Genomic DNA, 25,447 nt, shown 5'->3' on the forward strand with positions numbered 1-25,447 from the left:
CTACATTCCGTTCGGTTCTGATACCGCTAGCCCAAACCATTGGCGGGCATGAACGGCATCGCGTTGAATTTGCTCCTTTAACAACGCAAAGGAAGCGAATTTTTGTTCGCTCCGCAACTTATGGCGGAGCTCTACTTCCACCTGTTTGCCGTATATATCACCGGAAAAATCAAACAGATGAACTTCTAATAATGCTTGGGTGCCATTCACCGTGGGTTTATTACCAATATTGGCAACTCCAGGGTAACGCTGGCCGTCGAGCCACAACTCAACCGCATACACACCCGACACTGGGCTAACTTGGCGTTTAAGTGCCACGTTCGCGGTGGGGAAACCAATAGTACGGCCCAGTTTGGCGCCATGGGCAACTCGCCCACACAAACTAAACTGCCGCCCCAGCATAGTGGCGGCATCGCTTAGTTTGTCATTCATCATCGCATCACGAATCAAGGTGCTGCTAACGCGTTGGCTGTTCATACACCAGCTTTGGGTACTCACCACTTCAAAACCGAAGGCATCACCGGCGCGGGTCAGTAACTCAAAATCACCGTCGCGGTGTTGACCAAAGCGAAAGTCGTCGCCCACGACTAAAAAACGCACCCCTAATTTATCCACCAACAAGTCGCGAATAAAATGATCGGGGCTTTGTGCGGCAAAATCCGCATTAAAACGCACACATAACAAACGGTCGATACCCAAGCGCGCCAACTGCTGATACTTCTCACGCAGACGAGTTAAACGCGGCGGTGCATCGTTGCCCGTAAACAACTCTCTGGGCTGAGGCTCAAAGATCATCACACAGGCCGGTACATTAAGCCGACGGGCCTGTTCGGTGAGGCGGTGCAATACCGATTGGTGCCCCAAGTGCACCCCATCAAAATTACCAATGCTCAGCACACAGCCGCGATGCCATGGTTTGATGTTCTGAATGCCACGTATAAGCTCCATAGACTCCGTGTCTAGCCTTAGCTGTAAGCTGTAAATTGGCGGATTATACCTCAGCTAGCCGTTAGGATCAGCCCTTGCTAAGCGGTTTTAAAGTGCTTTATGCGTACACCGCTTATCAGCAGCAAGGCACCGTAACACAGGGCACCCGCACCAATATAGCCCAGCAGGTGCAAAGTACTGCTTAGCAGCCCCCATTCAGCCCAAGTACTTAGTGACGGTGAAAGCCACCACAACAGTGCCGCCATGCCCAAACTTGCCAAGGCCACCTTGGCCCCAAACAGTAATGTTTGTCGGCTAGGATGATAAATATCGCGTCGGCTTAAGCCCCATGCCAACAGCCCTGCATTTAAAATACCGGACATCGCCGTCGCCAGCGCCAGCCCCACATATCCCATCGGAAAAATAAGCACCGCGTTAAATACCATGTTAGCCACCATGGCAATAATACCAAAGCGCACCGGAGTTTTAGTGTCTTGTCGCGCATAGTAACCGGGAGCCAACACCTTGATGAGCATAAAGGCCTGCAAGCCCACCCCATAGGCCACCAAGCTCTTGCTAGCGGCCGTTACTTCCGTCACCCCAAACTCACCGCGCATAAACAGCACCCGCAGCATAGGCTCACTCAATACGATTAGTCCCAACATGGCAGGAAAGCCCATCAGCAACACCATGCGCACGCCCCAGTCCATGGTGGCGGCAAAGCCGGCTTTTGATTGTTCAACATGGCGACTCGACAGTGCTGGCAAAATCACAGTAGCAATGGCGATACCAAATAGCCCGAGCGGAAACTCCAACAAGCGATCGGAGTAATATAAATAACTGATGGAGCCGGTGGCCAAAAATGACGCCAGCATGGTGTCGAAAAGCAGGTTAATCTGGCTGACCGACACCCCAAACAACGCAGGTATCATCAGAGTGCGCACCTTAACTACACCCGGATGATGCCAAGCCCAACGCGGACGCACCAACATGCGCAAGCGCCATAAAAAAGGAAACTGAAACAAAAACTGCAGCAAGCCGCCCAAAAACACCCCGATGGCTAACCCTAACTCAGGTTGAGCCATGTTGGGTGACAACCAGAGTGCGGCGCCAATCAGGGCAAGGTTAAGAAACACCGGCGTAAAGGAAGATACCGCAAACTTACCAAAGGTATTTAAAATGGCACCGGCCATGGCGGTAAAGCTAATAAACCACAAATAAGGGAAGGTCACTTTCAACAGTAATGAGGCCAGCTCAAATTTATACGCCTCAGGCCCATCGTTAACCCACTCTAAGAACCACCCCATACCAAACAGCGCGGTAACCACCCCAGAGCCGACCATGCCAATCACAGTGACCACTGTGACTATCATGCCTAATGTACCAGATACTGCTGCCAGCAAGTCTTGGGTGTCTTTAAAACTGCGTGTTTGTTTATATTCGGTCATTACCGGTACAAAGGCTTGGTTGAACGCCCCCTCGGCAAACAACCGTCGTAAAAAATTAGGAATACGATTGGCAAAAAAGAATACGTCAGCCGATGCACCCGCCCCTAACAAGTTAGCAATCACCACATCTCGCACTAAGCCCAGCACCCGAGATATTAAGGTCATGGCGGACACAATTAGGCCCGATCGCAACAGTGCTTTGCTCAAAATGAAAACCTCTTATTAAGAAAATTGCTGAATGTAGGGGAATGCTGGTAGAATCCGTCCGACAGTTTAACCCTCGGCCCTGTATCTGACCACAGGGCGGTGTTTATTTGCACAAATCAATTGACATTTAGCAGTGAAAAAGGCATATTCCTCGGCCTTTTATTAACACTCGCTAAGACAGTTTCAGGAGTTTTACCTTGGCTAATATCAAGTCTGCTAAGAAGCGCGCGCTTCAATCAGAGAAACGCCGTAAGCACAATGCCAGCCGTCGTTCTATGGTTCGCACTTACGTGAAAAAAGTAATTGCAGCTATCGCTAGCGGCGACAAAGAAAACGCTCAAAAGGCGTTTAACGAAGCACAACCTCTGTTGGATCGCATGGCCACTAAAGGTCTGATTCATAAGAATAAAGCAGCTCGTCATAAGAGCCGCTTGAATGCAAAAATTAAAGCTCTGTAATTTAGAGACTTAATTAAAGCATAAAAAAAACCGGCTTAATGCCGGTTTTTTATTGCCTGTAATTTGAGGTGAAGAGCAAATCGTGAAGGGTAAAGAGGGCGACATGAAGCCCCACCTTAACGTTTTTTGCTCGCCCCTCACGCTTCACATTTACTTTTCGCTACAGTAGAGCTTATGCAGCAACGCGATCACTTCACGCACTTCTTCGCTTTTTAGTGAGTAATATACAGTTTGTGCTTCTTTGCGCGTGCGCACTAAATCGTCGTTACGTAACAGTGCCAAGTGCTGTGACAAAGCAGACTGGCTTAATCCCAAATACTGATTCATCTCACCGACCGACAACTCTTTGTCGAGCAAATGACATAAAATAAATAATCTTCGCTCATTCGCTAGGGCCTTCAGCAATTTAACCGCTTGTGCTGCGCTGGCTTCCATCGCTTGCATATTCAATTCCATCATGATGTCCACTTTCAGATGATTAGGGTCTGTTGACCCTAACTAAATTCGCCGTCAAAGCTGACGGGGGGCACGCCGGCAGAAAAATCGTCCAGCCCAGAAAAGAGTGACGTAAAATCACTTTCACACAGTCGCTTTACCGCAGGGTGTTGGATCATTCGCTCGGCAAAAATAACGTAATATTCTTCTTTTAGCTCTTCAACCCGACCAATTTCAATCACCGGCTGATACTGCAAAATGGCATCACGATAAATTGCCGGCGCTATAAAAATACCCTGGTTAAAAAAACCAAACGCTTTCATTAACGCCGCATCATCAAACTCGCCCAAAATTTTCGGTTTCAGCCCCTGCACTTCTATCCAATGGCGTAATTGTCGCCCCATGGCGGTACGTCGCCCTGGTATCAACAAGCTGCGCTCTTCTAGGCACTCAGGAAAAGGCTTAGTGGGCAGCGGCTCTCGGCAATAGAAACCGATCTCACATTCACCCAGCTTTTTTGACAATAAGCCAGCATGCTGGGCAGAATCAACGGGGCAATCTGAGAGAATCATGTCTAGCTTGTGTTCGCTCAGCTGCTCTAGCAGCATCTCGTGAGTCGACTCATAACAGCGTAAATGAATGGAGCCATCGTTAGGGATCACCGACATCAACACTCGGCTGGCCAGCCGCTTAGATAACGCATCGGCTACTCCAACGTCGAAGATCAAGTGGTCTTCCTTGCGATAATGCACTATATCCAGCATTTCGTACGACAGGCTAAACATGCGATCTGCATATTTAAATACCAGCTGCCCCAGCTCACTTGCCTCTAATTGCCGACCTTTACGTTTAAATAGCTTACCGCCTAGGCGCTGCTCTAGCTGTCGGATTTGCCCAGTTACTGTTTGCGGCGTTAAAAACAGCGCCTCAGCCGCCTTGGTAACCGAGCCTTTTTTTTGGGTCATCCAAAAATAATAGAGGTGATTGTAATTAAGGTGTGACAAAAGCCATCTCCACAGCTGTGTGGCTCCATCATAATAATAGCGGCTGGGTTTGAATACCCAGCCGCTAGATTAGACTCACACACGACAAGAAATCTAGTCTACACCGACACTGCCGTCTTAACGTGATGGCGAGGTAACACACAATATAACAGGGTATAGCCTAGCGTGGCCGATAGCGTTGACCCCATTAAAATACCCAGTCGCGATAAGTTGGCCAGCTCTGGCTGGCCGGCAAACGCCAGTGAAGCAATAAAAATCGACATGGTAAAACCAATGCCGCACAACACAGATACCGCAAATATTTGCCGCAGGCACACCCCCGTCGGCAACTGAGCAATACCAAGCTTGACGGCCACCCAACAGGTTAAGAAAATGCCCATCGGCTTACCCAACAGCAAACCCGCCATGATCCCCATAGGTAAGGTTGATGACAAGTCGGTTAGCGACAACCCTTGTAATGACACTCCCGCATTTACAAAAGCAAAAATGGGAAGAATAAAAAAGGCACACCAAGGGTGAAGAAAACGCTCTAGCTCTTGAGACGGTGAAAATTTAAGGCCGTGTAGCGGGATCAAAAAGCCCAAAATAACACCGGCTAAGGTCGCATGTATTCCCGACTGCAGTACCGCGACCCACACTATCCAACCCAGAATAAGGTAAGGCACTAGGTTCTTCACCTGCGCACGATTAAGCCAGTACAAACCGCCAATGCCTAATGCCGCCACCGACAGCGCCGGTATCGACAAACCATGGTTATAGAATAGTGCGATAATAATGATGGCCCCAAGATCATCAATAATAGCTAAGGCCAACAAAAACACTTTAAGACTTAGAGGCACTCGCTTGCCCAGCAAAGCCATTACCCCTAAGGCAAACGCAATGTCGGTTGCGGTAGGAATAGCCCAACCATGTAGGCTTTCGCCTTCACCGTAGTTGAAAAACACAAACCACAGCGCAGGAAATACCATGCCCCCTACCGCTGCCAACGCCGGAAAAATAGCTTTTTCTCGACTCGACAGCGCGCCAGATACCAGCTCGCGTTTTACTTCAAGGCCTATCACCAAAAAGAAGATGGCCATCAGGCCATCATTAACCCAGTGCGCAAAGGTTTTCTCTAAGTTAAGGCTGCTGATCCGCAACTGAATCTGCGTATCAAGCACATAATGATAAATATCAGATAAGCCGGTATTGGCCATTATCATGGCGACAATCGCCGCAATAATAAGCAATATTCCCCCAGCAGACTCCATTGCCAGAAATCGTTTTAATACATAGGCCATGTGATCGAGACTCCTTCTCATCAACCATCAGCTACCCAGCGCTATCAGAAAAGCTGCGGGTGAGTAGTAGACTGTTTTATCCTAACTACCTAAGTAAAACCGAATTATTCACTTATATTATGTGCATATTTCCAAAATCAGGGTTAAGCGCCACACCAGACTAGCAAATTTTTAACAAACTATATGCTCTTTAAATCGCCACTGGCGCCTTAATATGAGGATGAGCTTGATAGTCTTCTAGCACGAAATCCTCAAAGCTGTAATCAAATAACGACTCTGGTTTGCGGGCTAACTTTAGACGCGGCAATGGTAATGGTGCTCGAGTTAATTGTAGTTTCGTCTGCTCAAAATGATTGCTGTACAAATGTACATCGCCACCGGTCCACACGAAGTCTCCCACTTCTAATCCCGCCTGCTGGGCCAGCATATGGGTTAACAGCGCATAACTGGCAATATTGAAGGGCAAGCCAAGAAACACATCACAGCTGCGTTGATACAGCTGACAAGACAACTTACCGTTCACTACATAAAACTGAAACAGCGCATGACACGGCGCCAGTGCCATTTGTTCTAGCTCGCCCACGTTCCAAGCCGAGACAATAATACGGCGGCTATCAGGGTTGGTCTTGATGGTGTCTAGTGCTTGGCTAATTTGATCAATGGTAGTGCCATTGGCTCCTTGCCAGCTGCGCCACTGGTGGCCATACACAGGTCCAAGATCGCCATTTTCGTCTGCCCATTCATCCCAAATGCGTACGCCGTGCTCTTTGAGGTAGCCAATATTAGTATCGCCGTTTAAAAACCATAGCAGCTCATGAATAATGGATTTTAAATGGCACTTTTTCGTGGTGATCAACGGAAAGCCTTGTGCTAAATCGAAGCGCATTTGATGGCCAAATACCGATAAGGTACCGGTGCCGGTTCTGTCTTCTTTAACTGCGCCGTTATCCAGTATGTGTTGCATCAATTCTAAATAGGCTTTCATGCTACTTTTTCTCCCTTACCAAACCATTGCGGGCGACAAAAAGCGCCCCAAATCATAAATGTTCCCGCCAGCATCATCGGCATCGACAAGAGCTGTCCCATGCTGAACAGGTCGAGATAAAGCCCCAGCTGGGCATCTGGCTCTCGTACAAACTCAACCAAGAAACGAAATAGGCCATAGCAAGCCAAGAACAGGCCGGACACCACGCCACGAGGAGCACGTAAGCGCCAAGCTAGGTTAAGGATAATCAGCAAGGCGACGCCTTCGAGCGCAAACTGATACAGCTGGGAGGGATGCCTTGGCAATAGGCCAGCAGCAGGAAAAATAATTCCCCAAGGCACCTCAGTCACTCGCCCCCATAGCTCACCATTAATAAAGTTGCCAATACGCCCTGCACCTAAGCCAAAGGGAATAAGCGGAGCAATAAAGTCGGATACGGCAAAAAAGGTTTTTTTCTGCTTGCGAGCAAACAGCCACAGTGCGGTGATCACGCCAATCAAGCCACCATGAAACGACATGCCGCCGGTCCAGATCTTGATAAGATAAAGAGGATCGTCTAAAAAGGCATCAAACTGATAGAAGAATACATAACCGAGACGACCACCGACGATCACGCCAAGAAAGCCATAAAACAGCACGTCAGACACTTGGTCCCGAGTCCAGTTTGAATTTGGCTGTGCCGCCCGGCGGTTTGCCATTAGCCAAGCAAATAAAAAGCCCAACAAGTACATCAAGCCATACCAATGCACCGCAAGCGGGCCTATTTGTATAGCAACGGGATCAAAACCGGGGAACACCCAGTGGCCTTCAGACATGCCTTTACTCCACCAATAACAAAAAGGAGGTATTGTGCGATCCAAGCGTAAGAAATACCAGAAGTTAACTTGAGTCCTTCGGACAGCTGTACGTTAAAGATAAATACCGCTCGGCGCTGCCCCGTCTTCCTGACGCTCGTCAGGATCTCGCTCTTCAATGTTTTTTTACTTACAGTTTACGGCTTCAAGCGTATGGCGCACGCCGTATGGCCCTGTTGGTCTTACCGCTGTGCGGAGGTCTTTGGACCGCGTAGTAGGCCGCCTAGACCGCGTTCTTCTAGGTAACGGCTAAAGAGTTCCTTAATGGCGCCTACTTGCTGCTGATTCAGCACTTCGTGCAACAGCTTTTGTAGCTCATCGAAACGGGACTGGCGCACTATGTATTTAATGCGCATGATATTGCTGTTATTCATGCTAAAACGACGATATCCCATGGCCAGCAACACCAGCACACCGATAGGATCACCGGCCAATTCACCGCAAATAGACACCGGTTTGCCATAACGATCGGCGGCGTCGATGATCTGCTGCAAGGCGCGTAATACCGCCGGATGAAACGCATCATAAACGCTAGCTACGCGACCGTTGTTACGATCCACCGCTAACAGGTACTGCGTTAAGTCATTGGTACCCACCGACCAGAAGTCCACCAAAGGAGCCAGTTCGGGTAGCAAATACAGCAGCGAAGGCACCTCTATCATCACACCGAGGCTGGGGTAGCGAATTTCCCCTTGCTGCTCCGCCGTTTCGGCTGACACCTCTCGCCACGCCCGATCTAGCATGCGCCGCGCCACCCTAACCTCGTCCAAGTTAGTGACCATGGGCAGCATAATGGATAAATTATCTAACCCTTGACTCGCTCGCAGCATCGCCTTCAGCTGTACGAGAAAAATCTCAGGGTGATCGAGGGTCAGGCGAATGCCCCGCCAACCAAGAAAAGGATTTTCCTCAACAATAGGAAAATATGGTAGCTGCTTGTCACCGCCCACATCTAAGGTGCGCATGCATACTGGCTTGCCAACATAACCAGCCATCACACGGCGGTAGCAGATCACCTGCTCTTGTTCTGAGGGAAAACGATCACGCATCATAAACGGAATTTCAGTACGAAATAACCCGATGCCGTCCACCGCATCATTAGTGCTCACATCGGTCTCAACACTCAAACCCGCATTCAATAGTAACGAAATGGACATGCCGTCTAGGGTCACGGCCTTTTCAAGGCGGGTAGTGGCAAACAGTTCGTCCATTTGCTCTTCTTGGGCGATCAGCCTGCGGTACTCTCGTAATACTGACGGTACCGGCTCAACTAAAAGATCCCCGTTATAGCCGTCCACGATCAAGGTTCGGTCTTCGAGTAACTCAAAGGTATGATCAATACCCATCACGGCCGGAATACCCATCGATCGTGCAAGAATAGCGGCGTGGGAGTTTATTGAGCCTTTGCCAGAAACAATGCCTTTTAATTTGCTCGGCGGAATTTCCGCGATCAAGGTAGCGCTAATTTCGTCAGCCACCAAAATAATCGGCTCGTCCAGCGTTAACGTCTGCATCCCCTCGTCTTCATGGATCAAACGAGTAAGTAGTCGCTGCCCTAAGTCACGAATATCGGCCGCCCGCTCGCGTAGATAAGGATCAGACATGTCTCCAAATTGGGCGATTTGCTGCTCACATACCCGCTTTACCGCACTACCGGCAATCCAGCCTCGAGTAATTTCGTCTCGGATCAAGCCAATAAACATCGGATCTTTAAGAATATACTGATAAACCTCGAATACCGCTACCGACTCACTCGCTTGAGACTCCTGAAAGCGCAACGCCAAGCCATTAAGCTCGTCTTCGACTTGCACCAGTACCTTATCGAGTCGAGCATGCTGAAGCTGTGCATCATCGGCTTTACGCTCTTTTACTTGCGCAAGCGTAATTCTAGGTCGCCATACCCAAGCACGACCAATGGCAACTCCAGGAGAGCCCGCCAAGCCCCGTAGTATGCCGTGCCAGTTAGGCGAGAGTAGGTTGCCCTTTGCCTCGGCATGCGCAATCACCGTGGCCAACTGCGAGGCGAGCGTCACTAAGAATGATTCTTCGCTTTCTTTGAATAACCGCTCTTGCTTTTGCTGTACTACCAGCACGCCGAGGGTTTTGCGTTGATGAATAATAGGAGCGCCCAAGAAAGAGATAAAGGCGTCTTCACGGGCTTCGGGTAGGTATTTAAACTTGGGGTGCGAGCGGGCGTCAGCAAGGTTTATCAGCTCTTCTCTATCACCGATAAGACCGACGATACCTTCGCCCACCGGAATTTTAGCCCGCCCTACCGCACTGATTGCTAAACCGTCGGTGGCCGCCAACAGGTAATTTTGCTTACGCTCTTGACGCAAATAAATAGAGCAACAATCTACTTGCATGGCATAGCGTGTTTGTTGCACCAGTTCTTTCATGGCGTTATTAAGGTCAGAGCTGGCCGTTACCTGCTGAACAATTTCCCGCAATTCTTTTAGCACAGCCGCCTACTCCTTAAATACCAATCAAACACGGTGAGATATGAGGGGTAAGGCGTAAGGAGGAAGTAAACGCCGAATCTGCAGACTTGGCTGTTACGTCTCTCCCTTAACACTTCACTCCTTACGGTTACTACTTATCGGTGTCGTTTACGCACGTCTCGACGGCCCTGTTCTGCCATCACAATAGGGGCAAACTCTTTTAGCACCCGTCGATAAACTTCACGTTTAAAAGAAACCACCTGTCGCACCGGATACCAATAACTGACCCAGCGCCAATCATCAAACTCGGGCTGTCCATGACAACCAAATTCGATATGAGCTTCATGCTCTGATTCCAACCGCAACAAAAACCACTTCTGCTTTTGGCCAATGCACACGGGATTACTATCCCAGCGCACTAACCGCTTCGGCAGTTTGTATTTCAGCCAGTGTCGCGTTACCGCCAGCAAAGTCACATGCTCGGGCCTAAGCCCGATTTCTTCGTACAGCTCTCGGTACATAGACTGTTCAGGTGTTTCACCGTCGTCTACGCCCCCTTGAGGAAACTGCCAAGAGTGTTGCCCATAGCGTCTAGCCCATAACACCTGGCCTTTGCGATTGCAGATCACTATGCCTACATTGGGACGAAAACCGTCGCCATCTATCACGCAATCACCAGACTAAAAAAATAACATAGAAAGGATTGTTCCATATTCCCCTATTCTCGGCAAATGATGCTGTTAACCTAGGTTATCATCACAACCCTGAATAACTTATGTTTTTGTCAATAGTTATAAACAAAAAAAGAATTCATGCTGCGCCGCTTTCCCCAAAATGTGTGGATAAGCTTGTGATAAAGGCTGTATAGCTTGAGATCTTATCTTATAACCGCCGATGAATACACCTTAAAGACAACTAATATAAAAATATATAACCCTTAATAATCAAACAGTTAAAAACAAAAAAAAGGATCCTACTGGATCATTTCACAGGCCATGTAAAAATATGCTCACTGTTAGCAAGTTTAGCTGTACAAAAAACAACCACAAATAAGTTATCCACAGAGTCTTGCTAAATAAAGCAGCGATGAGCAAAAATAAATACGATTTATTCAGGTTTTGCTTGAGGTAAAATAGCCACGTTGTGATTAACAGTAGTTATACAGAATTTCTGTGGATAAGGCTGTGCAGCAGCCTGTTTATAGTTGAGTAAAAGCGCTATATGATGCTGTTACTAAAAAACACGGCAAGAAGCTCACTATAAGCACATTAAAATCAACAACTTATATTATTTACTGGCTTATTAGTCAGCATTAACATTTCGGTAAGCAATTGGTGATATTTTGAACAACTCAATAATGAGCCCCGCATCTATCTCTGCTTTATTAAATAATGCTGAGCAACTGGCCGGATTGTCGCTAGGTGAACTGGCAAATATGCTCTCTGTGGTCACTCCGCCCAATCTGCGACGAGACAAAGGCTGGATCGGCCAATTACTGGAGTTAGCGTTAGGTGCCAGTGCCGGATCTAAGCCCGAACAAGACTTTCCCGAGTTAGGCGTGGAGCTTAAAACGATCCCGATAGACAGCCGAGGTAAACCATTGGAAACCACCTTTGTTAGTGTAGCTCCCCTGATCGGTATCAGTGGTTTACGTTGGCAAGACTCGAATGTTTACAACAAGTTATCTTGCGTGTTGTGGATCCCTATTATTGGGGAACGTAGTTTGGCTCCCGGTGACAGGATCATAGGCCAGCCTATACTCTGGCAACCAAATGCAGAACAAGAAGAATTACTACGTCAAGACTGGGAAGAGATCATGGAGTTGATAAGCCTAGGACAGGTACAAAGCATCAGTGCCAAGCACGGTCAGGTATTGCAATTAAGACCTAAGGCCGCCAACAGCCGCGCGCTAACGGAGGCTATTGGCGAGCACGGCCAACCAATTATGACCCTGCCGCGCGGTTTTTATTTAAAGACACAATTCACCGCGTCCATCTTGGCCCAACATTTTATGTTGTAAGTGACAGCGCCCAGCACCAGGCGCCAAGCTCAACAAAAAACCGGTGTTGTCTGTCGATGCCGTGCAGCGGCTACAAAATATGGTTTTCAGCTTACGGCTGATCGCTGACAGCTGCGCTGGGCGTTTGTTCTTTCAGTCGCCAGATCAATAAAGTTACGATAAGGATCCAGGGAATGGCGAATAAGTTAAGCCATGCCCAGCCGAGTATCACGAGCCCTTGTCCGGCAAACATACTGCCTAATGCCGCAGCAGAAAACACACAGAACTCATTAATGCCCTGTACCTTGGCTTTTTCTGCCGGCTGATAACTAAAGGTCAGCAGATGGGTGGCGCCAATAAAGGTAAAGTTCCAACCTACGCCCAGCAACAGTAACCCCCACCAATAATGCCAAAAACCCTGACCCGTTAAGTTGACAGCAATACTCAGCAATAAGGCGCCGCAGCCCCATAAAATGACCCGACGAGTGGTAAAGCGTCGGATTAAACTACCGGTAAAAAAAGAAGGTACAAACATGCCCAGTACATGCCATTGGATAACATAGGCGGTGGCGTTAAAGTCGTGTTGATCATGGTTCATGGCTAATGGTGTGGCGGTCATGATCAACACCATAATGCCATAACCAATCATACCCGATGCTACCGCAGCCATGAGTAGCGGCTGGCGAAACAATTCGCGGTAACTTCTGATCTCGCTTTTTACTGCGCTGATGGTTGGTTTAGGAAGTGGCAGCAACACAATTAATAACAGCGCTAATACATAGAGGGCAAACAGCCCATAAAAAGCCCCCGCGTAGGGGCTGGCAGCATGCCAGTTTTGAGATAATATGGCCAAATTAGGCCCGATAATAGCCGCTAACACCCCTCCGGCCATGACAATACTGATAGCGCGTGAATGTAGCGGTGGAGCACAGGCTTCCAGTGCCGCAAAGCGATATTGTTGGCCCACACCAATGGCAATACCAATTAGAAAGGTGCCTAGCGCAAAGACAGCTAAGCTACTCGCAACTAATCCCTGAAGGGCCACCCAAGTCCCTAACAAACCGATAATATTACCCAACACAAAGCCCGTTTTTCGACCCAGTTTTTGCATTAGATGAGCGGCCGGTAAGGTAGCGGTAATTAAGCCTAAAAACTGACAAGCAATGGGCAGCGTGATCAATGCGGGATGTACAGCCAACTCTTGCCCCACCAGTGCCGAGATGGACACCAGCAGAATATTACCCGACATTAATAACGCCTGAGCCACCGCCAGACCCCAAACTGTAATAGGCATGTAAACTCCTTATCTTAAAAAGCGTGAGGAGTGAGGTGTAAATAGTCAGGGGATCCCCCCTAACACTTCATACCTTACCCCTCACCAACCCATAACAAAAAGGCCCGCAAATGCGGGCCTTTTGACACAACCGGACGGCTTATTACTTCTTGCTGCCGCGTGCTACTAAACGCTCTTTAATACGAGCTGATTTACCTGAACGCTCACGCAAGTAGTACAGTTTCGCGCGACGTACGGCGCCACGACGCTTCAGTTCTACGCTGCCAATCAACGGGCTGTGAGTCTGGAAAGTACGTTCTACGCCTTCACCGTTAGATATTTTACGTACGGTAAAAGCAGAGTGCAGGCCACGGTTACGCTTGGCAATTACTACGCCTTCGTAAGCCTGTAGACGCTCTTTTCCGCCCTCTGCAACGCGTACTAGTACACGTACGGTATCACCTGGGTTGAACTCAGGGAGGTCGGTACGTAGTTGTTCGTCTTCAATCTGCTTAATTATGGTGCTCATGATATTCCTTACCTAGGGTAAACTGAAAACTCTACTGTTTCGATTCACGATGTTCGCGAATGAATTGGGCAAGAAGTTGCTCTTGCTCGTCAGTCAGAGCTAGGTTGTTTAAAAGCTCCGGCCTTCTTAACCAAGTGCGGCCCAACGACTGCTGCATTCTCCAACGGTCCACATCGGCGTGGTGGCCACTCAACAACACTTTAGGAACGGCCATTCCCGCCAGTTGTTCAGGGCGCGTATAGTGAGGATGATCTAACAAGCCTTCCGTAAAAGAGTCTTGTTCGGCACTTGCCATGTCACCGAGGACGCCGGGAACCAAACGGGCTACCGCATCCACCAGCACCATAGCCGGCAATTCACCACCACTGAGCACATAATCACCTACCGACCATTCTTCATCAACATCGGCTTGAATTATACGCTCGTCCACACCTTCATACCGACCGGCCACCAGAATAAGCTTCTTATTGGTTACCAGCTCGGTTACGCCTTGTTGATCCAGTTTACGACCTTGAGGAGAAAGATAAATAACTTTAGCCCCCTCGCCCGCCGCTTGCCGCGCTGCCGCTATTGCGTCGCGCAGTGGCTGAACCATCATCAGCATCCCGGGTCCGCCCCCATAGGGTCTGTCGTCGACAGTGCGGTGTTTGTCCCGAGTGAAATCCCGTGGATTCCAGCATTCAAATGTCAGCAGGCCATCTTTAACGGCCCGCCCGGTTACTCCATAGTCAGATACTGCCCGGAACATCTCCGGGAAGAGGCTAACAACCCCTATCCACATGATTTTCTCCGCGCAATTCGACTTGAGTTAAAAATCCGGATCCCAATCAATTTCAATGATGCGCTCTGCAATATTTACAGACTTTATCACTTGGTCATCCACGAAGGGGATTAGCCGTTCACGTTGACCAAAAGCGTCGTTGGCATTCGCTTTTACTACTAACACGTCGTTAGAGCCGGTTTCCATCAGCTGAAACACCTGGCCAAAATCATAGCCTTTGATGTTTTTCACCTGACACCCGATCAGATCGCGCCAGTAGAACTCGTCATTAGGTAATGCAACAAAAGAGGCTGCATTCACCGCAATGTCGGTGCCGGTTAGCAGTTGAGCTTCTTCGCGCTGATCGATATCAATCAGTTTGCAAATCAAACCCTTACCATGACGCTTCCATCCAGTTACCTGAATTTCACGCCAGCCACCGCTACCGTCTTTCATCAGCCAAGGCCGATAATCAAAAATGCCTTCTGGTTGGTCGGTAAAGGAGTTGACCTTCAACCAACCTTTAATGCCGTAAACGGCGCCCAGTTGGCCTACAACTACAGGTTCGCTCACTTTAATTCCCTACCTTAAAACTTAAGCCGCAGCTTTATTTGCGTCTTTTACCAATTTTGCTACACGCTCAGACACAGTTGCGCCTTGACCAACCCAATGGTTGATGCGCTCTAGGTCCAAACGCAATTTTTCTGCTTGGCCAGAAGCAATAGGGTTGAAGAAACCTACTTTCTCGATGAAACGGCCATCGCGAGCATAACGGCTATCTGCAACAACTACCTGGTAGAACGGACGCTTTTTTGCGCCACCACGTTGTAAACGAATGGTTACCATATCGTCCTCTATATACTGAAACAAACAAGGTCCGCAGACAGTGCGAACCTTGGCTTAAAATAAGCTGCGCAATTGTACTCCAATGCGATGACAATGCAACCATATTGGTGCTCGCCTACAGCCTATATCGAGGGCATAGGTACAAGGATAAGACCCGTTATCAGTCTAAGCCTGTCTCGCGCGAGAAGACTCAGGCCCTCAGACGATACTTTAGAAAGGGCCGCGTCCGCCGCCGCCGCCCATGCCACCGGGGCCCATCATGCCTTTCATTTGGCCCATCATTTTGCGCATGCCGCCTTTACCTGACATCTTTTTCATCATTTTTTGCATCTGGGTAAATTGCTTCAGCAACTTATTTACTTCCTGCACTTCGGTGCCAGCCCCCATAGCAATACGGCGCTTGCGTGAACCTTTAATTAAATCGGGATGACGGCGCTCTTTTGGGGTCATAGAGCCAATAATGGCTTCCATGCGTACGGTTAGCTTGTCGTTTACCTGATCTTTTACATTATCGGGTAATTTTCCCATGCCCGGCAACTTATCCATCAAGCTCGCCATACCGCCCATGCTACGCATTTGCGCCAGCTGATCGCGAAAGTCTTCTAAGTCGAAGCCTTTGCCTTTTTTCAACTTCTGCGCCATTTCGGCGGCTTTGCCTTTATCGACCGATCGCTCCATTTGGTCGATCAGCGACAACATATCTCCCATGCCCAAGATGCGCGAAGCAATACGTTCGGGATGGAATGGCTCGAGGGCATCAATTTTTTCGCCCATACCGATAAATTTAATCGGCTTACCAGTAATGTGGCGAACTGACAACGCAGCACCACCACGGGCATCACCGTCGGCCTTGGTCAGTATCACACCGGTTAATGGCAGCGCTTCACTAAAGGCTTTAGCCGTATTGGCCGCATCTTGCCCCGTCATGGCATCGACCACAAACAGGGTTTCTATCGGATTAATAGCCTCATGAAGCTGCTTAATTTCATCCATCATGGCTTCATCAACGTGCAAGCGACCGGCAGTATCCACCAGCAAGACGTCGAAGAATTGTTTGCGACCGTAATCCAGCGCATTGCGCCCGATATCTACTGGCTTCTGCTCAATATTACTGGGGAAGCACTCTACTCCCAGATCGGCGGCCAAGGTTTCTAGCTGCTTGATGGCCGCAGGACGATAGACGTCGACACTCACCACCAGTACTTTTTTCTTGTGTTGCTCTTTTAAGTACTTGGCCAGCTTACCCACCGAGGTGGTTTTACCCGCCCCTTGTAAGCCTGCCATCAGGATCACTGCCGGCGGTGTCACCGATAGATTCAGCCCCTCGTTGGCCTCGCCCATCACCGATACCAGTTCAGCATTCACTATTTTAATGAAGGCCTGTCCTGGGCTCAGAGATTTAGAAACCTCTTGGCCGACCGCGCGCTCTTTTACACGGTTAACGAACTCTCGTACCACCGGCAATGCCACGTCGGCTTCTAATAAAGCCATGCGTACTTCACGCAGGGTGTCTTTGATATTGTCTTCGGTCAAACGACCGCGACCACTGATGTTCTTCAGGGTGTGCGATAGTCTTTCGGTAAGATTTTCAAACATGATGTAGCCCGCAATTAGCGAAAATTACTTCTAGTATACCCAAGTTATCGACTGAACTTAAGTGAGCTTGGGTAGCGATATGCTTTGTGTTAAGGGTATACTGACAACTCTTCTCATTTAAACGATTAATGGCTTAAATTAATTATGAAATTGCTTGCTGTTTTGGCGATGGCATTTTATCTATTAGCGGCCTTCGCTTGTGTGCATAACATGCTTAATCCCCAGAGCAATAGACGCTACTATAGCCTGTTAGCTGCACTGTGCGCCATGTTGCTGCATGGCTTATGGTTGTTCGACTCTGTGGTTTTAGTGCCCGGGCAAAATTTGAGCATGTTAAATGTGGCGTCTTTAGTTAGCCTCATTATTTGTGTACTCATGACCTTACTGGTCACTCGCTTTAATATCTGGCTATTGATGCCACTGGTCTATGGCTTTGCCGGTATATTACTGGCAGCCGATGTGTTGCTGCCTAGCTATTACAGCATGTATCTGGAAACTCGACCTGAAGTGTTATTGCACATTGGCCTAGGGCTAATGTCTTACTCGCTGCTGGCCATTGCCTCGCTGTTAGCTATTTTGCTGGGCTTTCTGAATCATCGACTAAAAAATCACAAACTTTCCAATCTGCCTGCCATGCCGCCGCTCATGACCATAGAGCGCTATTTGTTTCGGCTTATTTTTGTGGGTGTGGTGCTGCTTACGCTGTCTATTTCTTCTGGCCTGTTCTTTTTACAAGAAATGTTCAGTCCAGGTAAAGCTCATAAAGCAATTATCACTATTGTTGCTTGGTGTGTGTATGTCGGTTTACTCTGGGGACATCATCGCCTTGGCTGGCGGGGCCGCAAGGTTATTTGGACCAGCGTTGCCGGTAGCCTACTATTGACGCTTGCCTATTTTGGCAGTCGTTTTGTGCGCGAGGTACTGTTGAGGTAATCCACTTGACAGCGTGCGCTTAAAGCCTTAGTACTTAATTAATTTTTATGACACAGGACGGTCTGCTTGGACGAAATATCCACGGGTACCCTTGGTGGTATCCTGATAGCACTACTTTTTATTTCGGCTTTTTTTTCGAGTTCAGAAACCGGCATGATGTCGCTGAACCGTTATCGGTTGCGGCATTTAGCACAAAGTAACAACAAGTCTGCTCTTAGAGTCGAAAAGCTTTTATCACGTCCAGACCGTTTAATTGGCCTGATTTTAATCGGCAATAATTTGGTTAATATTCTGGCTTCAGCCATTGCTACATTAATCGCCATACGCTTATTTGGTGACTATGGCGTGGTGGTTGCCACCGTCGGCTTAACGATAGTGGTACTTATTTTTGCCGAAGTCACGCCCAAAACATTAGCTGCACTTTACCCAGAGCGAGTGGCCTTTCCCGCCTCTTTGCTGCTCAAGCCCCTAATGGTGTTGTTATATCCTGCGGTATGGATGATTAATGCCATCTCCAATGGCTTATTACGGTTGTTTCGTATCAACCCTCACGGCCAGGAAGACAATGCCATTAGCTCAGAAGAGCTGCGCACCATAGTAAACGAAGCAGGTGCCCTGATCCCTCGTCGTCACCAAGATATGCTGGTGTCCATTTTGGACCTAGAAAAAGTCACTGTGGATGACATTATGGTCCCCCGCAATGAAATTTACGGCATAGACGTCACTCAAGATTGGAAAACCATCAGCCGCCGCTTAATGCAAAGCCCGCATACTAAAGTATTGTTATATCGCGATAATATCGACGATGCCTTGGGCTTTATTCATGCCCGCGATGCACTGCGCCTGTTGGCCAAAGATGAATTTAGCAAATCGAGCCTAATGCGTGCTTTGCGTGAGTTGTATTACATTCCTGAAGCCACCCCGCTTAATGTGCAACTGGTGAAATTTCAGCGAAATAAAGAGCGCATTGGCATTATCGTGGATGAATACGGTGATATTCAGGGACTGGTGACGTTAGATGATATTTTAGAAGAAATAGTGGGCGATTTTACCACCACCATCAGCCCCACCTTAAGTGAGGAGATCAAACCACAGGATGACGGCTCTTACCTCATCGAGGGTTCGGCCAGTATTCGCGACATCAATAAAGAATTGGGCTGGTTATTACCCAACGACGGCCCTCGTTCGCTTAACGGTTTGATCATCGAGTATTTAGAAGACATTCCCGAAGCCAATATCTGCTTACGTGTCGCGGGTTATCCCATTGAAATTCTCGATGTAGAAAATAACATGGTAAAACTAGTACGCGTACTACCGCATTACTTTAAGTAGGTCGTAAGAGGGGAACAGTTACGCTATACGCTTTACGCGGTAAGTTAAAAGCCACACCATCATTGTTGGCTTATAGCGTACGGCGCAAAGCGGCCCGGAGGGTTTACGGCTTTTTTTCAGGCTCTAACTCGCTGAAGATGACCATTAGCTCATCTCTATTGCCGATAAGATCTGCCAAAGTGTAACTGTCCATTACCCGCAAAAAGGCGTCCATGGCCTGTTTTAGTGCGTCTTTCAAACGACATATCCGCACCAAATAACAGGCCGGACTACCGCAGTCTATACCTTTTATATTCGTTTCTAACGAACGGATCACTTGCCCCACATTAATATCGCCAGGAGAGCGAGCTAGGCAGATGCCGCCATTTTTGCCTCGTATAGCGCGGATATACCCTTCTCGCGCTAGTTGGTTAACGACTTTGACCAAATGGTTGCGCGATATCTTATACACCTCGGACACATGGGCAACGCTAGTCAGCTTTCCCTCGGGCAAAGTTGCCAAATACATCAAGGTTCTTAGACCAAAATCGGTATAGGTGGTCAACTTCATGTTGGCATATCCTGAATGAGCTAAAAATATGGTACAGCACACATTACTGCTTTATATGCGTGCCATTATAATATATTGGTGATGAACAGTTACGAGTGTAGGCAAATCATACGGCTTACCACCAAAGTAAGCCGCCCAGAATAGCACTAATACTAGGGTCTGTTGACCTCTCGTAATGATTTTTGAAACCCTACGGGTTCGGCTAAAGATCAATAGAGCATCAAGCTTAAAACAACAGCCGACTATTCAATTCTTTTACCTTACTCGGTGGCATTTTTGCCGCCAAGGCAGCGCTGAGCCGATCTACTTCTTGGTGCTGCTTTTTATCGGTAATCACCACTTCTTTTAGCCATAAATAGGCTTGGGGATAATCAAGTGGGCTACCACTCCCATTCAATAACCAGCGCGCCCAAGTAAATTGAGCTTTTTCTAACCCTAGGCCTGCCGCTTCTTGCATCAGCGGCGCCGCCCGCTCGCGATTTTGCTGCACCAAGATACCTTGATAGTAATAACGCCCCAACTGCTCTAACGCCGCCGGTAAGCCTTGGTCTGCGGCTTTCCACATCATGCTTACCCCCCGGCGAGATTGCTGGGGTACGCACACGCCCCACGCCAACATGTCTCCCCATAAAAACTGATAGGCCGGCAAGCGTAACACCTCAGCTCGGGCTTCTATATCTTGTACTAACTGGCAGTTATCTTGGTCTCGCACCCGATCTAGGTGGCGGTTGGCATTAATCCATTCAAGCAATTCATATTCTTCATACAAAGGAATCGCTCGCAGACTTTCTTCCTCTGGTTCGCTTGGTGCTAATTCAGCGACGCCTGCAGAGTCAGACGTTATCGGCATCGTGCTCGCCGGTTCAACAGTCGAATTTTTCACTTTTTCTGCGCCCGTGTCTGGGGCCGTTGCCTTCACTTTTTCCGTTACCGCCTCGCCCGCCGTAACCGCTTCTTCAGCTGCCTGCACCGACAGGCTCAAGCAAAGCCATAATAATCCGCATAAACGTGTCATTGACGTTCCTCGATAAGTGAAGGGTGAAGGGTAAAAAACAGAAGTAATGGGAAGGACCTCATCCGCTTTACTCTTCACATTGTTTCAGCCTTGCTCAATTTTGGCTTGCCGCCAATAGCCGTCTAGTTCAGCTAGGCTGCAATCTCGGGCGTCTTTACCATCGGTATGTAATGCGTGCTCTACCGTCCGAAAACGGCGTTCAAATTTATCATTGGCACCGCGCAGTACTGCCTCGGGATCTTTTTTAAGATGACGCACCAAATTAACACAAGCAAACAATACATCGCCCAGCTCATCGGCAATACGGTCTTCATCTTGATCAGTCTGCTTAAGCTCGGCCATCACTTCGTCTAGCTCTTCATAGATCTTGTCGATAACGGGCGGTAACTCACGCCAGTCAAAGCCCACGGCTGAGCAGCGTTTTTGTATTTTGTTAGCGCGCGTTAATGCCGGCAGGTTGCGGGGAATACCATCCAATACACTAGTGGCACTAGCATCTAGTGCTTGGCGTTCTTGTGCTTTAGTCTGCTCCCAGTTGGCTTTCACTTCGGCTTCATTGACAAACTGACTGTCGCCAAACACGTGGGGATGGCGGCGCACCAGCTTTTCGCTAACCGCTTGCACCACATCATTAAAATCAAACAGCGCCTGCTCTTTACCAAGCTGAGCATAAAATACCACTTGAAATAACAAGTCACCCAGCTCCCCAGGTAATTCATTTAACGCATTTCGAGTAATGGTATCTGCCACTTCATAAGCTTCTTCTATGGTATGCGGCACTATGCTGGCAAAGTTCTGCTTTTTATCCCACGGGCAACCGCTAACCGGATCCCTTAGCGCGGCCATAATGGCGAGTAAATCATCCAGCGAGTAACGTTCCTGCTTCATAAAAATCCTATTGCATATATGCCATCTTTTGTAGAGGCCGCTTTAGCTGGGTACTTGGCGCCGGGCGCTCGGCGCTGCTTTTTATAATCGCTTCGCTTCGATAATATCAGGCAGCTGGCTGATTTTGGCTAGAGCGCGATTTAGGGTGTCGATGTTATAAATTTTTAGCTCCATATCCATGGTGGCGGTTTGTTGCTTGCGATTGGCACGGCTGCTGAATTCGGTGACATTGATTTTTTCGTTGGCCAAAATAGTGGTGATATCGCGCAACAGCCCAGAACGATCACTCGCCACCACCCGCAGGGTTAGCTGATAGCCCCCCGCATTATTCTCACCCCATACCGCATCTACTACTCGCTCGGGATGTTGGCTTTGTAATTCTTTTAATTGCTCGCAGTCGTTGCGGTGAATCGAAATACCGCGACCTTGGGTAATAAAGCCGACAATTTCATCCCCCGGTATTGGCTGGCAACAACGGGCAATACTGGTCAGCAAGTTGCCAACACCTTGTACTACCACATGATCTTTACTGGTGCTGACCAGTGATTTTTTAGCTACTTTTAACTCAAGCTGGCGCAGTGCCGCTTCATCTTCTTCGGCGCTAGTCGGCTTTTTGTATTGTGCTTGTAAAAAGTTCAGCAACTGGTTAATACGCAAGTCGCCACCACCAACACCTGCTAGCAGGTCGTCGAGGTGCGCCACATTAAAGCGCTCGAGCACTACTTTGTTTAACGAAGAAAAAGCCAACCCTAATCGATCCAGCTCTTTTTCTAACACTTCTCGACCGGCAATAATGTTTTTATCGCGATCTTGTTTCTTAAACCAAGTACCCACCTTAGCCCGAGCTCGGCTAGTGCGTAAAAAGCCCTGATTTGGGTTCATCCAGTCGCGGCTAGGATTAGGCTGTTTCTGGGTAATCACTTCGACCTGATCGCCGGTTTGTAGCTGGTAAGTAAAAGGCACGATACGGCCATCTATTTTGGCACCAATGCAACGATGCCCTACTTGACTGTGGATGTAATAAGCAAAATCAAGCGGCGTGGCGCCTAATGGCATATCCACCACTTCGCCTTTCGGCGTAAACACGTACACGCGGTCTTCGAACACTTGGCTGCGCAGCTCATCCACTAAGGACCCGCTTTCGGCCATATCTTCTTGCCACGCGAGCAGCTTTCTTAGCCACGCTATCTTATCCTCAAAGCCACTTTGCTTAGTGCCACCACTGCTGCCTTCTTTATATTTCCAGTGCGCCGCCACACCCAACTCTGCATCTTGGTGCATTTGGTCGGTACGGATCTGAATTTCAACTGTTTTTCCTTCAGGGCCAATCACCACTGTGTGAATCGACTGGTAGCCATTGGGCTTAGGGTTTGCCACGTAATCGTCAAACTCACGAGGAATATGCCGCCACTGGGTGTGCACTACCCCTAACGCACCATAACAATCTTGCAGGTGCTGAGTAACCACACGCACCGCTCGCACATCAAACAGTTCATCAAATTCCAGATTTTTCTTCTGCATTTTGCGCCAAATACTGTAAATGTGCTTAGGTCGTCCATACACTTCGGCAACTACACCCGCCTCGGCAAAAGCAGACTTTAAACCTTGTACAAAATCATCAATATACGCTTCTCGTGCAAGGCGCTTTTCATGTAATAATTTAGCAATTAATTTATAGGTTTCTGGGTGTAAATAGCGAAATGAAAGGTCTTCTAACTCCCATTTAAGCTGACCAATACCTAAACGATTAGCCAGTGGCGCATAAATATTGGCAATTTCTTTGGCCACCAGTACTCGCGTTTCTTCGTCGTAACTTTTTAATTCTCGCAGGCAGCTAATACGCTCTGCTAGCTTAATAACCACGGCGCGCACATCTTCCACCATCGCCATCAGCATGCGGCGAACGCGGTCAACCTGCACTTCAGAACTGCTATCGCCATGCACATGCTGCAGCGAGCGAATCGCTTCCATGTCGACTACGCCCTGCAACAGTCGGCTAATGGTCGAGCCAAAATCGGTGGTGACCTGCGCTAACGTGAGATGATTATGTTCAAGAAACGGGTAGAGAAAAGCCGCTTTTATGGTGTCGATATCCATACTCAGCGTCAGTAAAATGCCGACCATTTCTATCCCTTGCGCTTGAAGTTGCGGCAAGGTTTCCCTCGGAGCTTTGAGCTGCAAACAATACTCATAAAGCGCTTTCAGTTGTGCCTGCTCGTCAGCCGTAAACGGCAAACTACTCGCCCATTCATCTAGGCTAAAGTTAACTGTGAGATGAGTATTGCGTACTGCAACCATAACTACCCCTTAACTAAGTTCAAATAAAGCCATTGCTTCGCAGTGTGCCGTATGGGGAAACATATCGATTAAGCACATCCGTGTAAGCTGGTATCCCGCCGCCAGTAACACTTGGCTGTCTTGGGCCAACGTCACCGGATTACACGAAACATACAGCAATCGCTTAGCAGCCATTTGACACAAATAAGGCATCACCTGCTCGGCACCGGCGCGCCCCGGATCCAACAACACGTGCTCAAAGCCTTCGCTAGCCCAAGGCTCTTGGGTAAAGTCGCTCGCTAAGTCGGTTCGATAAAATGAAGCATGTGACAGGTTATTATCTTCGGCATTTCCCCGCGCCTGCTCCACCATCTCCATCACTCCTTCTACTCCAATAACGGGGTTACCTGCCGCCGCCAGTGGAAGAGAGAAATTACCGATACCACAAAACAAATCCAGTATCGGCACACCCGGTTCGGCCGCCAGCCATGCCTGCGCCTGACTGACCATTTGCCCATTAAGGGCGGCGTTAATTTGAATAAAATCACCAGGTGTAAAAGAGAGCTTGATATTATCTATCTGATAATAAAGTGAAAAAGGAACATGTAAAGGCCGACGTCCAGTATCACCTTGTAAAAACAGCGCCACATGTTTAGTTTGCGCAAACGACAGCAGTAACTCCAAATCGCGTGGTGGCAGAGTGCCGGTATGACGCAACAACAAAGCCACACCTTCTGCTGCGTCATATAACTCCACATGGCCTAGTTGCTTTAGCGCTTTTAGCTGATTTAGCAACTGGCGCAACGGAGTAATTAGCTCCGATAACGCAGGGCGTAATACGCCACAGTGTTCAATTTCGACCAATTGATGAGACTGACTCTGCCTAAAGCCCAGTGCCACGCCTTTTCCTTGCAGGCGAATAGCCAATCGTGCCGCTCGTCGATATTCTTGGGTTTGTGGTTGCTCTAACCATGTGAGCTCGGGCAACTGATCTATACCTTGGCGAGCAAAGAGTCGGCGCACCGCATCGGCTTTTAACGTTCGCTGATCATCTGCCGGCATGTGCTGCAGCGAGCACCCCCCACAATCGCGTACGTAACGACAAAAAGGCTTCTGTCGTGTTGCCGCAGGCTTAAGTACCTTAATCAAATTGGCCGTTTGGTATTTATTATTTTGTACATCCAATCTAACCCGAACCTGCTCGCCTTTTAACGCCCCGGGCACCAGTAATGGTCGTCCCTGGTAGCGAGCTACGCCAACGCCGTGCATATTTACATCGACGACGGCCACGTCCAACAGCGGTTGGTTCTGGGGTTTGGGTTTACTTTCCTTAAAGAACTGAACCATAAACGTGGAGCCCTCGTAGCGGCTATGTCATCATAAGCATCTGTTGATTCGATGCACGCATTG

24 protein-coding genes are annotated in these 25,447 nt (G+C 48.5%); 4 read left to right on the forward strand and 20 right to left on the reverse strand.

Annotation, left to right across the window (positions count from 1 at the left end):
* Both ribF and murJ read right to left on the reverse strand, forming a co-directional pair.
* A complete protein-coding gene (gene ribF, locus ACFQ1C_RS13890; protein WP_379559268.1) occupies positions 1 to 948 on the reverse strand; it encodes a bifunctional riboflavin kinase/FAD synthetase in 948 nt (315 codons plus the stop codon).
* Positions 949 to 1,025: 77 nt separating this feature from the next.
* Positions 1,026 to 2,582 carry a murein biosynthesis integral membrane protein MurJ gene (murJ, locus tag ACFQ1C_RS13895; RefSeq protein WP_379559269.1) on the reverse strand — a complete coding sequence of 519 codons (1,557 nt, stop codon included), beginning with the start codon at positions 2,580 to 2,582 and terminating at the stop codon, positions 1,026 to 1,028.
* Between the two features lie 197 nt (positions 2,583 to 2,779).
* Between murJ and rpsT the strand changes: the two genes are divergently transcribed.
* The gene (rpsT, locus tag ACFQ1C_RS13900; RefSeq protein ID WP_379559270.1) at positions 2,780 to 3,040 is read left to right on the forward strand and encodes a 30S ribosomal protein S20; all 261 of its coding nucleotides are present in this window, start codon (positions 2,780 to 2,782) and stop codon (positions 3,038 to 3,040) included.
* A gap of 150 nt (positions 3,041 to 3,190) precedes the next feature.
* Here the strand turns inward: rpsT and ACFQ1C_RS13905 are convergent, their stop codons facing one another.
* The 7 genes from ACFQ1C_RS13905 to rppH all read right to left on the reverse strand — a co-directional run bounded on the left by ACFQ1C_RS13905 (position 3,191) and on the right by rppH (position 10,707).
* On the reverse strand, positions 3,191 to 3,499 hold the full coding sequence (locus ACFQ1C_RS13905) for an ArsR/SmtB family transcription factor (RefSeq protein WP_379559271.1): 309 nt from the start codon (positions 3,497 to 3,499) through the stop codon (positions 3,191 to 3,193).
* 35 nt (positions 3,500 to 3,534) lie between these two features.
* A complete protein-coding gene (nhaR, locus tag ACFQ1C_RS13910) occupies positions 3,535 to 4,479 on the reverse strand; it encodes a transcriptional activator NhaR (RefSeq protein ID WP_379559272.1) in 945 nt (314 codons plus the stop codon).
* 98 nt (positions 4,480 to 4,577) lie between these two features.
* Positions 4,578 to 5,759: a Na+/H+ antiporter NhaA gene (gene nhaA, locus ACFQ1C_RS13915; RefSeq protein WP_379559273.1), complete on the reverse strand. Its 1,182-nt coding sequence runs from the start codon at positions 5,757 to 5,759 to the stop codon at positions 4,578 to 4,580.
* A gap of 190 nt (positions 5,760 to 5,949) precedes the next feature.
* Positions 5,950 to 6,744: a thymidylate synthase gene (thyA, locus tag ACFQ1C_RS13920; RefSeq protein ID WP_379559274.1), complete on the reverse strand. Its 795-nt coding sequence runs from the start codon at positions 6,742 to 6,744 to the stop codon at positions 5,950 to 5,952.
* Positions 6,741 to 7,559: a prolipoprotein diacylglyceryl transferase gene (gene lgt / locus ACFQ1C_RS13925; protein WP_379559275.1), complete on the reverse strand. Its 819-nt coding sequence runs from the start codon at positions 7,557 to 7,559 to the stop codon at positions 6,741 to 6,743. Before lgt ends, thyA begins: the two co-directional genes overlap by 4 nt.
* Positions 7,560 to 7,780: 221 nt before the next feature.
* On the reverse strand, positions 7,781 to 10,060 hold the full coding sequence (gene ptsP / locus ACFQ1C_RS13930) for a phosphoenolpyruvate--protein phosphotransferase (RefSeq protein WP_379559276.1): 2,280 nt from the start codon (positions 10,058 to 10,060) through the stop codon (positions 7,781 to 7,783).
* A 134-nt stretch (positions 10,061 to 10,194) separates the two neighbouring features.
* Positions 10,195 to 10,707: an RNA pyrophosphohydrolase gene (gene rppH, locus ACFQ1C_RS13935; protein ID WP_379559277.1), complete on the reverse strand. Its 513-nt coding sequence runs from the start codon at positions 10,705 to 10,707 to the stop codon at positions 10,195 to 10,197.
* 689 nt (positions 10,708 to 11,396) lie between these two features.
* On the opposite strand from rppH, the gene mutH reads away from it, so the two are divergent.
* On the forward strand, positions 11,397 to 12,059 hold the full coding sequence (mutH, locus tag ACFQ1C_RS13940) for a DNA mismatch repair endonuclease MutH (RefSeq protein ID WP_379559411.1): 663 nt from the start codon (positions 11,397 to 11,399) through the stop codon (positions 12,057 to 12,059).
* 91 nt (positions 12,060 to 12,150) lie between these two features.
* On the opposite strand, the gene ACFQ1C_RS13945 is transcribed toward mutH, so the two are convergent.
* From ACFQ1C_RS13945 to ffh, 6 genes are all read right to left on the reverse strand, one after another.
* Positions 12,151 to 13,332, reverse strand: coding sequence for an MFS transporter (locus ACFQ1C_RS13945; RefSeq protein WP_379559278.1), 1,182 nt, complete (start codon positions 13,330 to 13,332; stop codon positions 12,151 to 12,153).
* A 142-nt stretch (positions 13,333 to 13,474) separates the two neighbouring features.
* Positions 13,475 to 13,840 carry a 50S ribosomal protein L19 gene (gene rplS, locus ACFQ1C_RS13950; protein ID WP_379559279.1) on the reverse strand — a complete coding sequence of 122 codons (366 nt, stop codon included), beginning with the start codon at positions 13,838 to 13,840 and terminating at the stop codon, positions 13,475 to 13,477.
* A 31-nt stretch (positions 13,841 to 13,871) separates the two neighbouring features.
* Complete coding sequence (gene trmD / locus ACFQ1C_RS13955; protein WP_379559280.1) at positions 13,872 to 14,621, reverse strand: tRNA (guanosine(37)-N1)-methyltransferase TrmD; 750 nt, start codon at positions 14,619 to 14,621, stop codon at positions 13,872 to 13,874.
* A 27-nt stretch (positions 14,622 to 14,648) separates the two neighbouring features.
* Positions 14,649 to 15,173 (reverse strand): ribosome maturation factor RimM, encoded by a 525-nt coding sequence (gene rimM / locus ACFQ1C_RS13960; RefSeq protein WP_379559281.1) that lies wholly within the window; start codon positions 15,171 to 15,173, stop codon positions 14,649 to 14,651.
* A gap of 21 nt (positions 15,174 to 15,194) precedes the next feature.
* Positions 15,195 to 15,446 (reverse strand): 30S ribosomal protein S16, encoded by a 252-nt coding sequence (rpsP, locus tag ACFQ1C_RS13965; RefSeq protein WP_379559282.1) that lies wholly within the window; start codon positions 15,444 to 15,446, stop codon positions 15,195 to 15,197.
* Positions 15,447 to 15,656: 210 nt separating this feature from the next.
* On the reverse strand, positions 15,657 to 17,042 hold the full coding sequence (gene ffh / locus ACFQ1C_RS13970; protein ID WP_379559283.1) for a signal recognition particle protein: 1,386 nt from the start codon (positions 17,040 to 17,042) through the stop codon (positions 15,657 to 15,659).
* Positions 17,043 to 17,186: 144 nt separating this feature from the next.
* On the opposite strand from ffh, the gene ACFQ1C_RS13975 reads away from it, so the two are divergent.
* Both ACFQ1C_RS13975 and ACFQ1C_RS13980 read left to right on the forward strand, forming a co-directional pair.
* Positions 17,187 to 17,975 carry a cytochrome C assembly family protein gene (locus ACFQ1C_RS13975; protein WP_379559284.1) on the forward strand — a complete coding sequence of 263 codons (789 nt, stop codon included), beginning with the start codon at positions 17,187 to 17,189 and terminating at the stop codon, positions 17,973 to 17,975.
* A 66-nt stretch (positions 17,976 to 18,041) separates the two neighbouring features.
* Positions 18,042 to 19,307 carry an HlyC/CorC family transporter gene (locus tag ACFQ1C_RS13980; RefSeq protein WP_379559285.1) on the forward strand — a complete coding sequence of 422 codons (1,266 nt, stop codon included), beginning with the start codon at positions 18,042 to 18,044 and terminating at the stop codon, positions 19,305 to 19,307.
* A gap of 103 nt (positions 19,308 to 19,410) precedes the next feature.
* On the opposite strand, the gene ACFQ1C_RS13985 is transcribed toward ACFQ1C_RS13980, so the two are convergent.
* The 5 genes from ACFQ1C_RS13985 to rlmD all read right to left on the reverse strand — a co-directional run bounded on the left by ACFQ1C_RS13985 (position 19,411) and on the right by rlmD (position 25,384).
* Positions 19,411 to 19,857: an Rrf2 family transcriptional regulator gene (locus ACFQ1C_RS13985; protein ID WP_379559286.1), complete on the reverse strand. Its 447-nt coding sequence runs from the start codon at positions 19,855 to 19,857 to the stop codon at positions 19,411 to 19,413.
* Positions 19,858 to 20,083: 226 nt separating this feature from the next.
* On the reverse strand, positions 20,084 to 20,872 hold the full coding sequence (locus ACFQ1C_RS13990; RefSeq protein WP_379559287.1) for a tetratricopeptide repeat protein: 789 nt from the start codon (positions 20,870 to 20,872) through the stop codon (positions 20,084 to 20,086).
* A gap of 84 nt (positions 20,873 to 20,956) precedes the next feature.
* On the reverse strand, positions 20,957 to 21,760 hold the full coding sequence (mazG, locus tag ACFQ1C_RS13995; RefSeq protein ID WP_379559288.1) for a nucleoside triphosphate pyrophosphohydrolase: 804 nt from the start codon (positions 21,758 to 21,760) through the stop codon (positions 20,957 to 20,959).
* Between the two features lie 81 nt (positions 21,761 to 21,841).
* Positions 21,842 to 24,058 carry a GTP diphosphokinase gene (relA, locus tag ACFQ1C_RS14000; protein ID WP_379559289.1) on the reverse strand — a complete coding sequence of 739 codons (2,217 nt, stop codon included), beginning with the start codon at positions 24,056 to 24,058 and terminating at the stop codon, positions 21,842 to 21,844.
* A 9-nt stretch (positions 24,059 to 24,067) separates the two neighbouring features.
* On the reverse strand, positions 24,068 to 25,384 hold the full coding sequence (rlmD, locus tag ACFQ1C_RS14005; protein ID WP_379559290.1) for a 23S rRNA (uracil(1939)-C(5))-methyltransferase RlmD: 1,317 nt from the start codon (positions 25,382 to 25,384) through the stop codon (positions 24,068 to 24,070).
* Positions 25,385 to 25,447: the final 63 nt, after the last annotated feature.

It is taken from the genome of Oceanisphaera ostreae (assembly GCF_042676125.1).
GTDB lineage: Bacteria > Pseudomonadota > Gammaproteobacteria > Enterobacterales > Aeromonadaceae > Oceanimonas > Oceanimonas ostreae.

What these genes read in the sequence shown, in the direction of transcription:
- ribF (WP_379559268.1), bottom strand. Translation starts at nt 948, where the DNA reads ATGGAGCTTATACGTGGCATTCAGAACATCAAACCATGGCATCGCGGC.
- ACFQ1C_RS13905 (WP_379559271.1), bottom strand. Translation starts at nt 3,499, where the DNA reads ATGATGGAATTGAATATGCAAGCGATGGAAGCCAGCGCAGCACAAGCG.
- nhaA (WP_379559273.1), bottom strand. Translation starts at nt 5,759, where the DNA reads ATGGCCTATGTATTAAAACGATTTCTGGCAATGGAGTCTGCTGGGGGA.
- thyA (WP_379559274.1), bottom strand. Translation starts at nt 6,744, where the DNA reads ATGAAAGCCTATTTAGAATTGATGCAACACATACTGGATAACGGCGCA.
- lgt (WP_379559275.1), bottom strand. Translation starts at nt 7,559, where the DNA reads ATGTCTGAAGGCCACTGGGTGTTCCCCGGTTTTGATCCCGTTGCTATA.
- mutH (WP_379559411.1), top strand. Translation starts at nt 11,397, where the DNA reads ATGAGCCCCGCATCTATCTCTGCTTTATTAAATAATGCTGAGCAACTG.
- ACFQ1C_RS13945 (WP_379559278.1), bottom strand. Translation starts at nt 13,332, where the DNA reads ATGCCTATTACAGTTTGGGGTCTGGCGGTGGCTCAGGCGTTATTAATG.
- rplS (WP_379559279.1), bottom strand. Translation starts at nt 13,840, where the DNA reads ATGAGCACCATAATTAAGCAGATTGAAGACGAACAACTACGTACCGAC.
- trmD (WP_379559280.1), bottom strand. Translation starts at nt 14,621, where the DNA reads ATGTGGATAGGGGTTGTTAGCCTCTTCCCGGAGATGTTCCGGGCAGTA.
- rpsP (WP_379559282.1), bottom strand. Translation starts at nt 15,446, where the DNA reads ATGGTAACCATTCGTTTACAACGTGGTGGCGCAAAAAAGCGTCCGTTC.
- ffh (WP_379559283.1), bottom strand. Translation starts at nt 17,042, where the DNA reads ATGTTTGAAAATCTTACCGAAAGACTATCGCACACCCTGAAGAACATC.
- ACFQ1C_RS13975 (WP_379559284.1), top strand. Translation starts at nt 17,187, where the DNA reads ATGAAATTGCTTGCTGTTTTGGCGATGGCATTTTATCTATTAGCGGCC.
- ACFQ1C_RS13985 (WP_379559286.1), bottom strand. Translation starts at nt 19,857, where the DNA reads ATGAAGTTGACCACCTATACCGATTTTGGTCTAAGAACCTTGATGTAT.
- ACFQ1C_RS13990 (WP_379559287.1), bottom strand. Translation starts at nt 20,872, where the DNA reads ATGACACGTTTATGCGGATTATTATGGCTTTGCTTGAGCCTGTCGGTG.
- mazG (WP_379559288.1), bottom strand. Translation starts at nt 21,760, where the DNA reads ATGAAGCAGGAACGTTACTCGCTGGATGATTTACTCGCCATTATGGCC.
- relA (WP_379559289.1), bottom strand. Translation starts at nt 24,058, where the DNA reads ATGGTTGCAGTACGCAATACTCATCTCACAGTTAACTTTAGCCTAGAT.
- rlmD (WP_379559290.1), bottom strand. Translation starts at nt 25,384, where the DNA reads ATGGTTCAGTTCTTTAAGGAAAGTAAACCCAAACCCCAGAACCAACCG.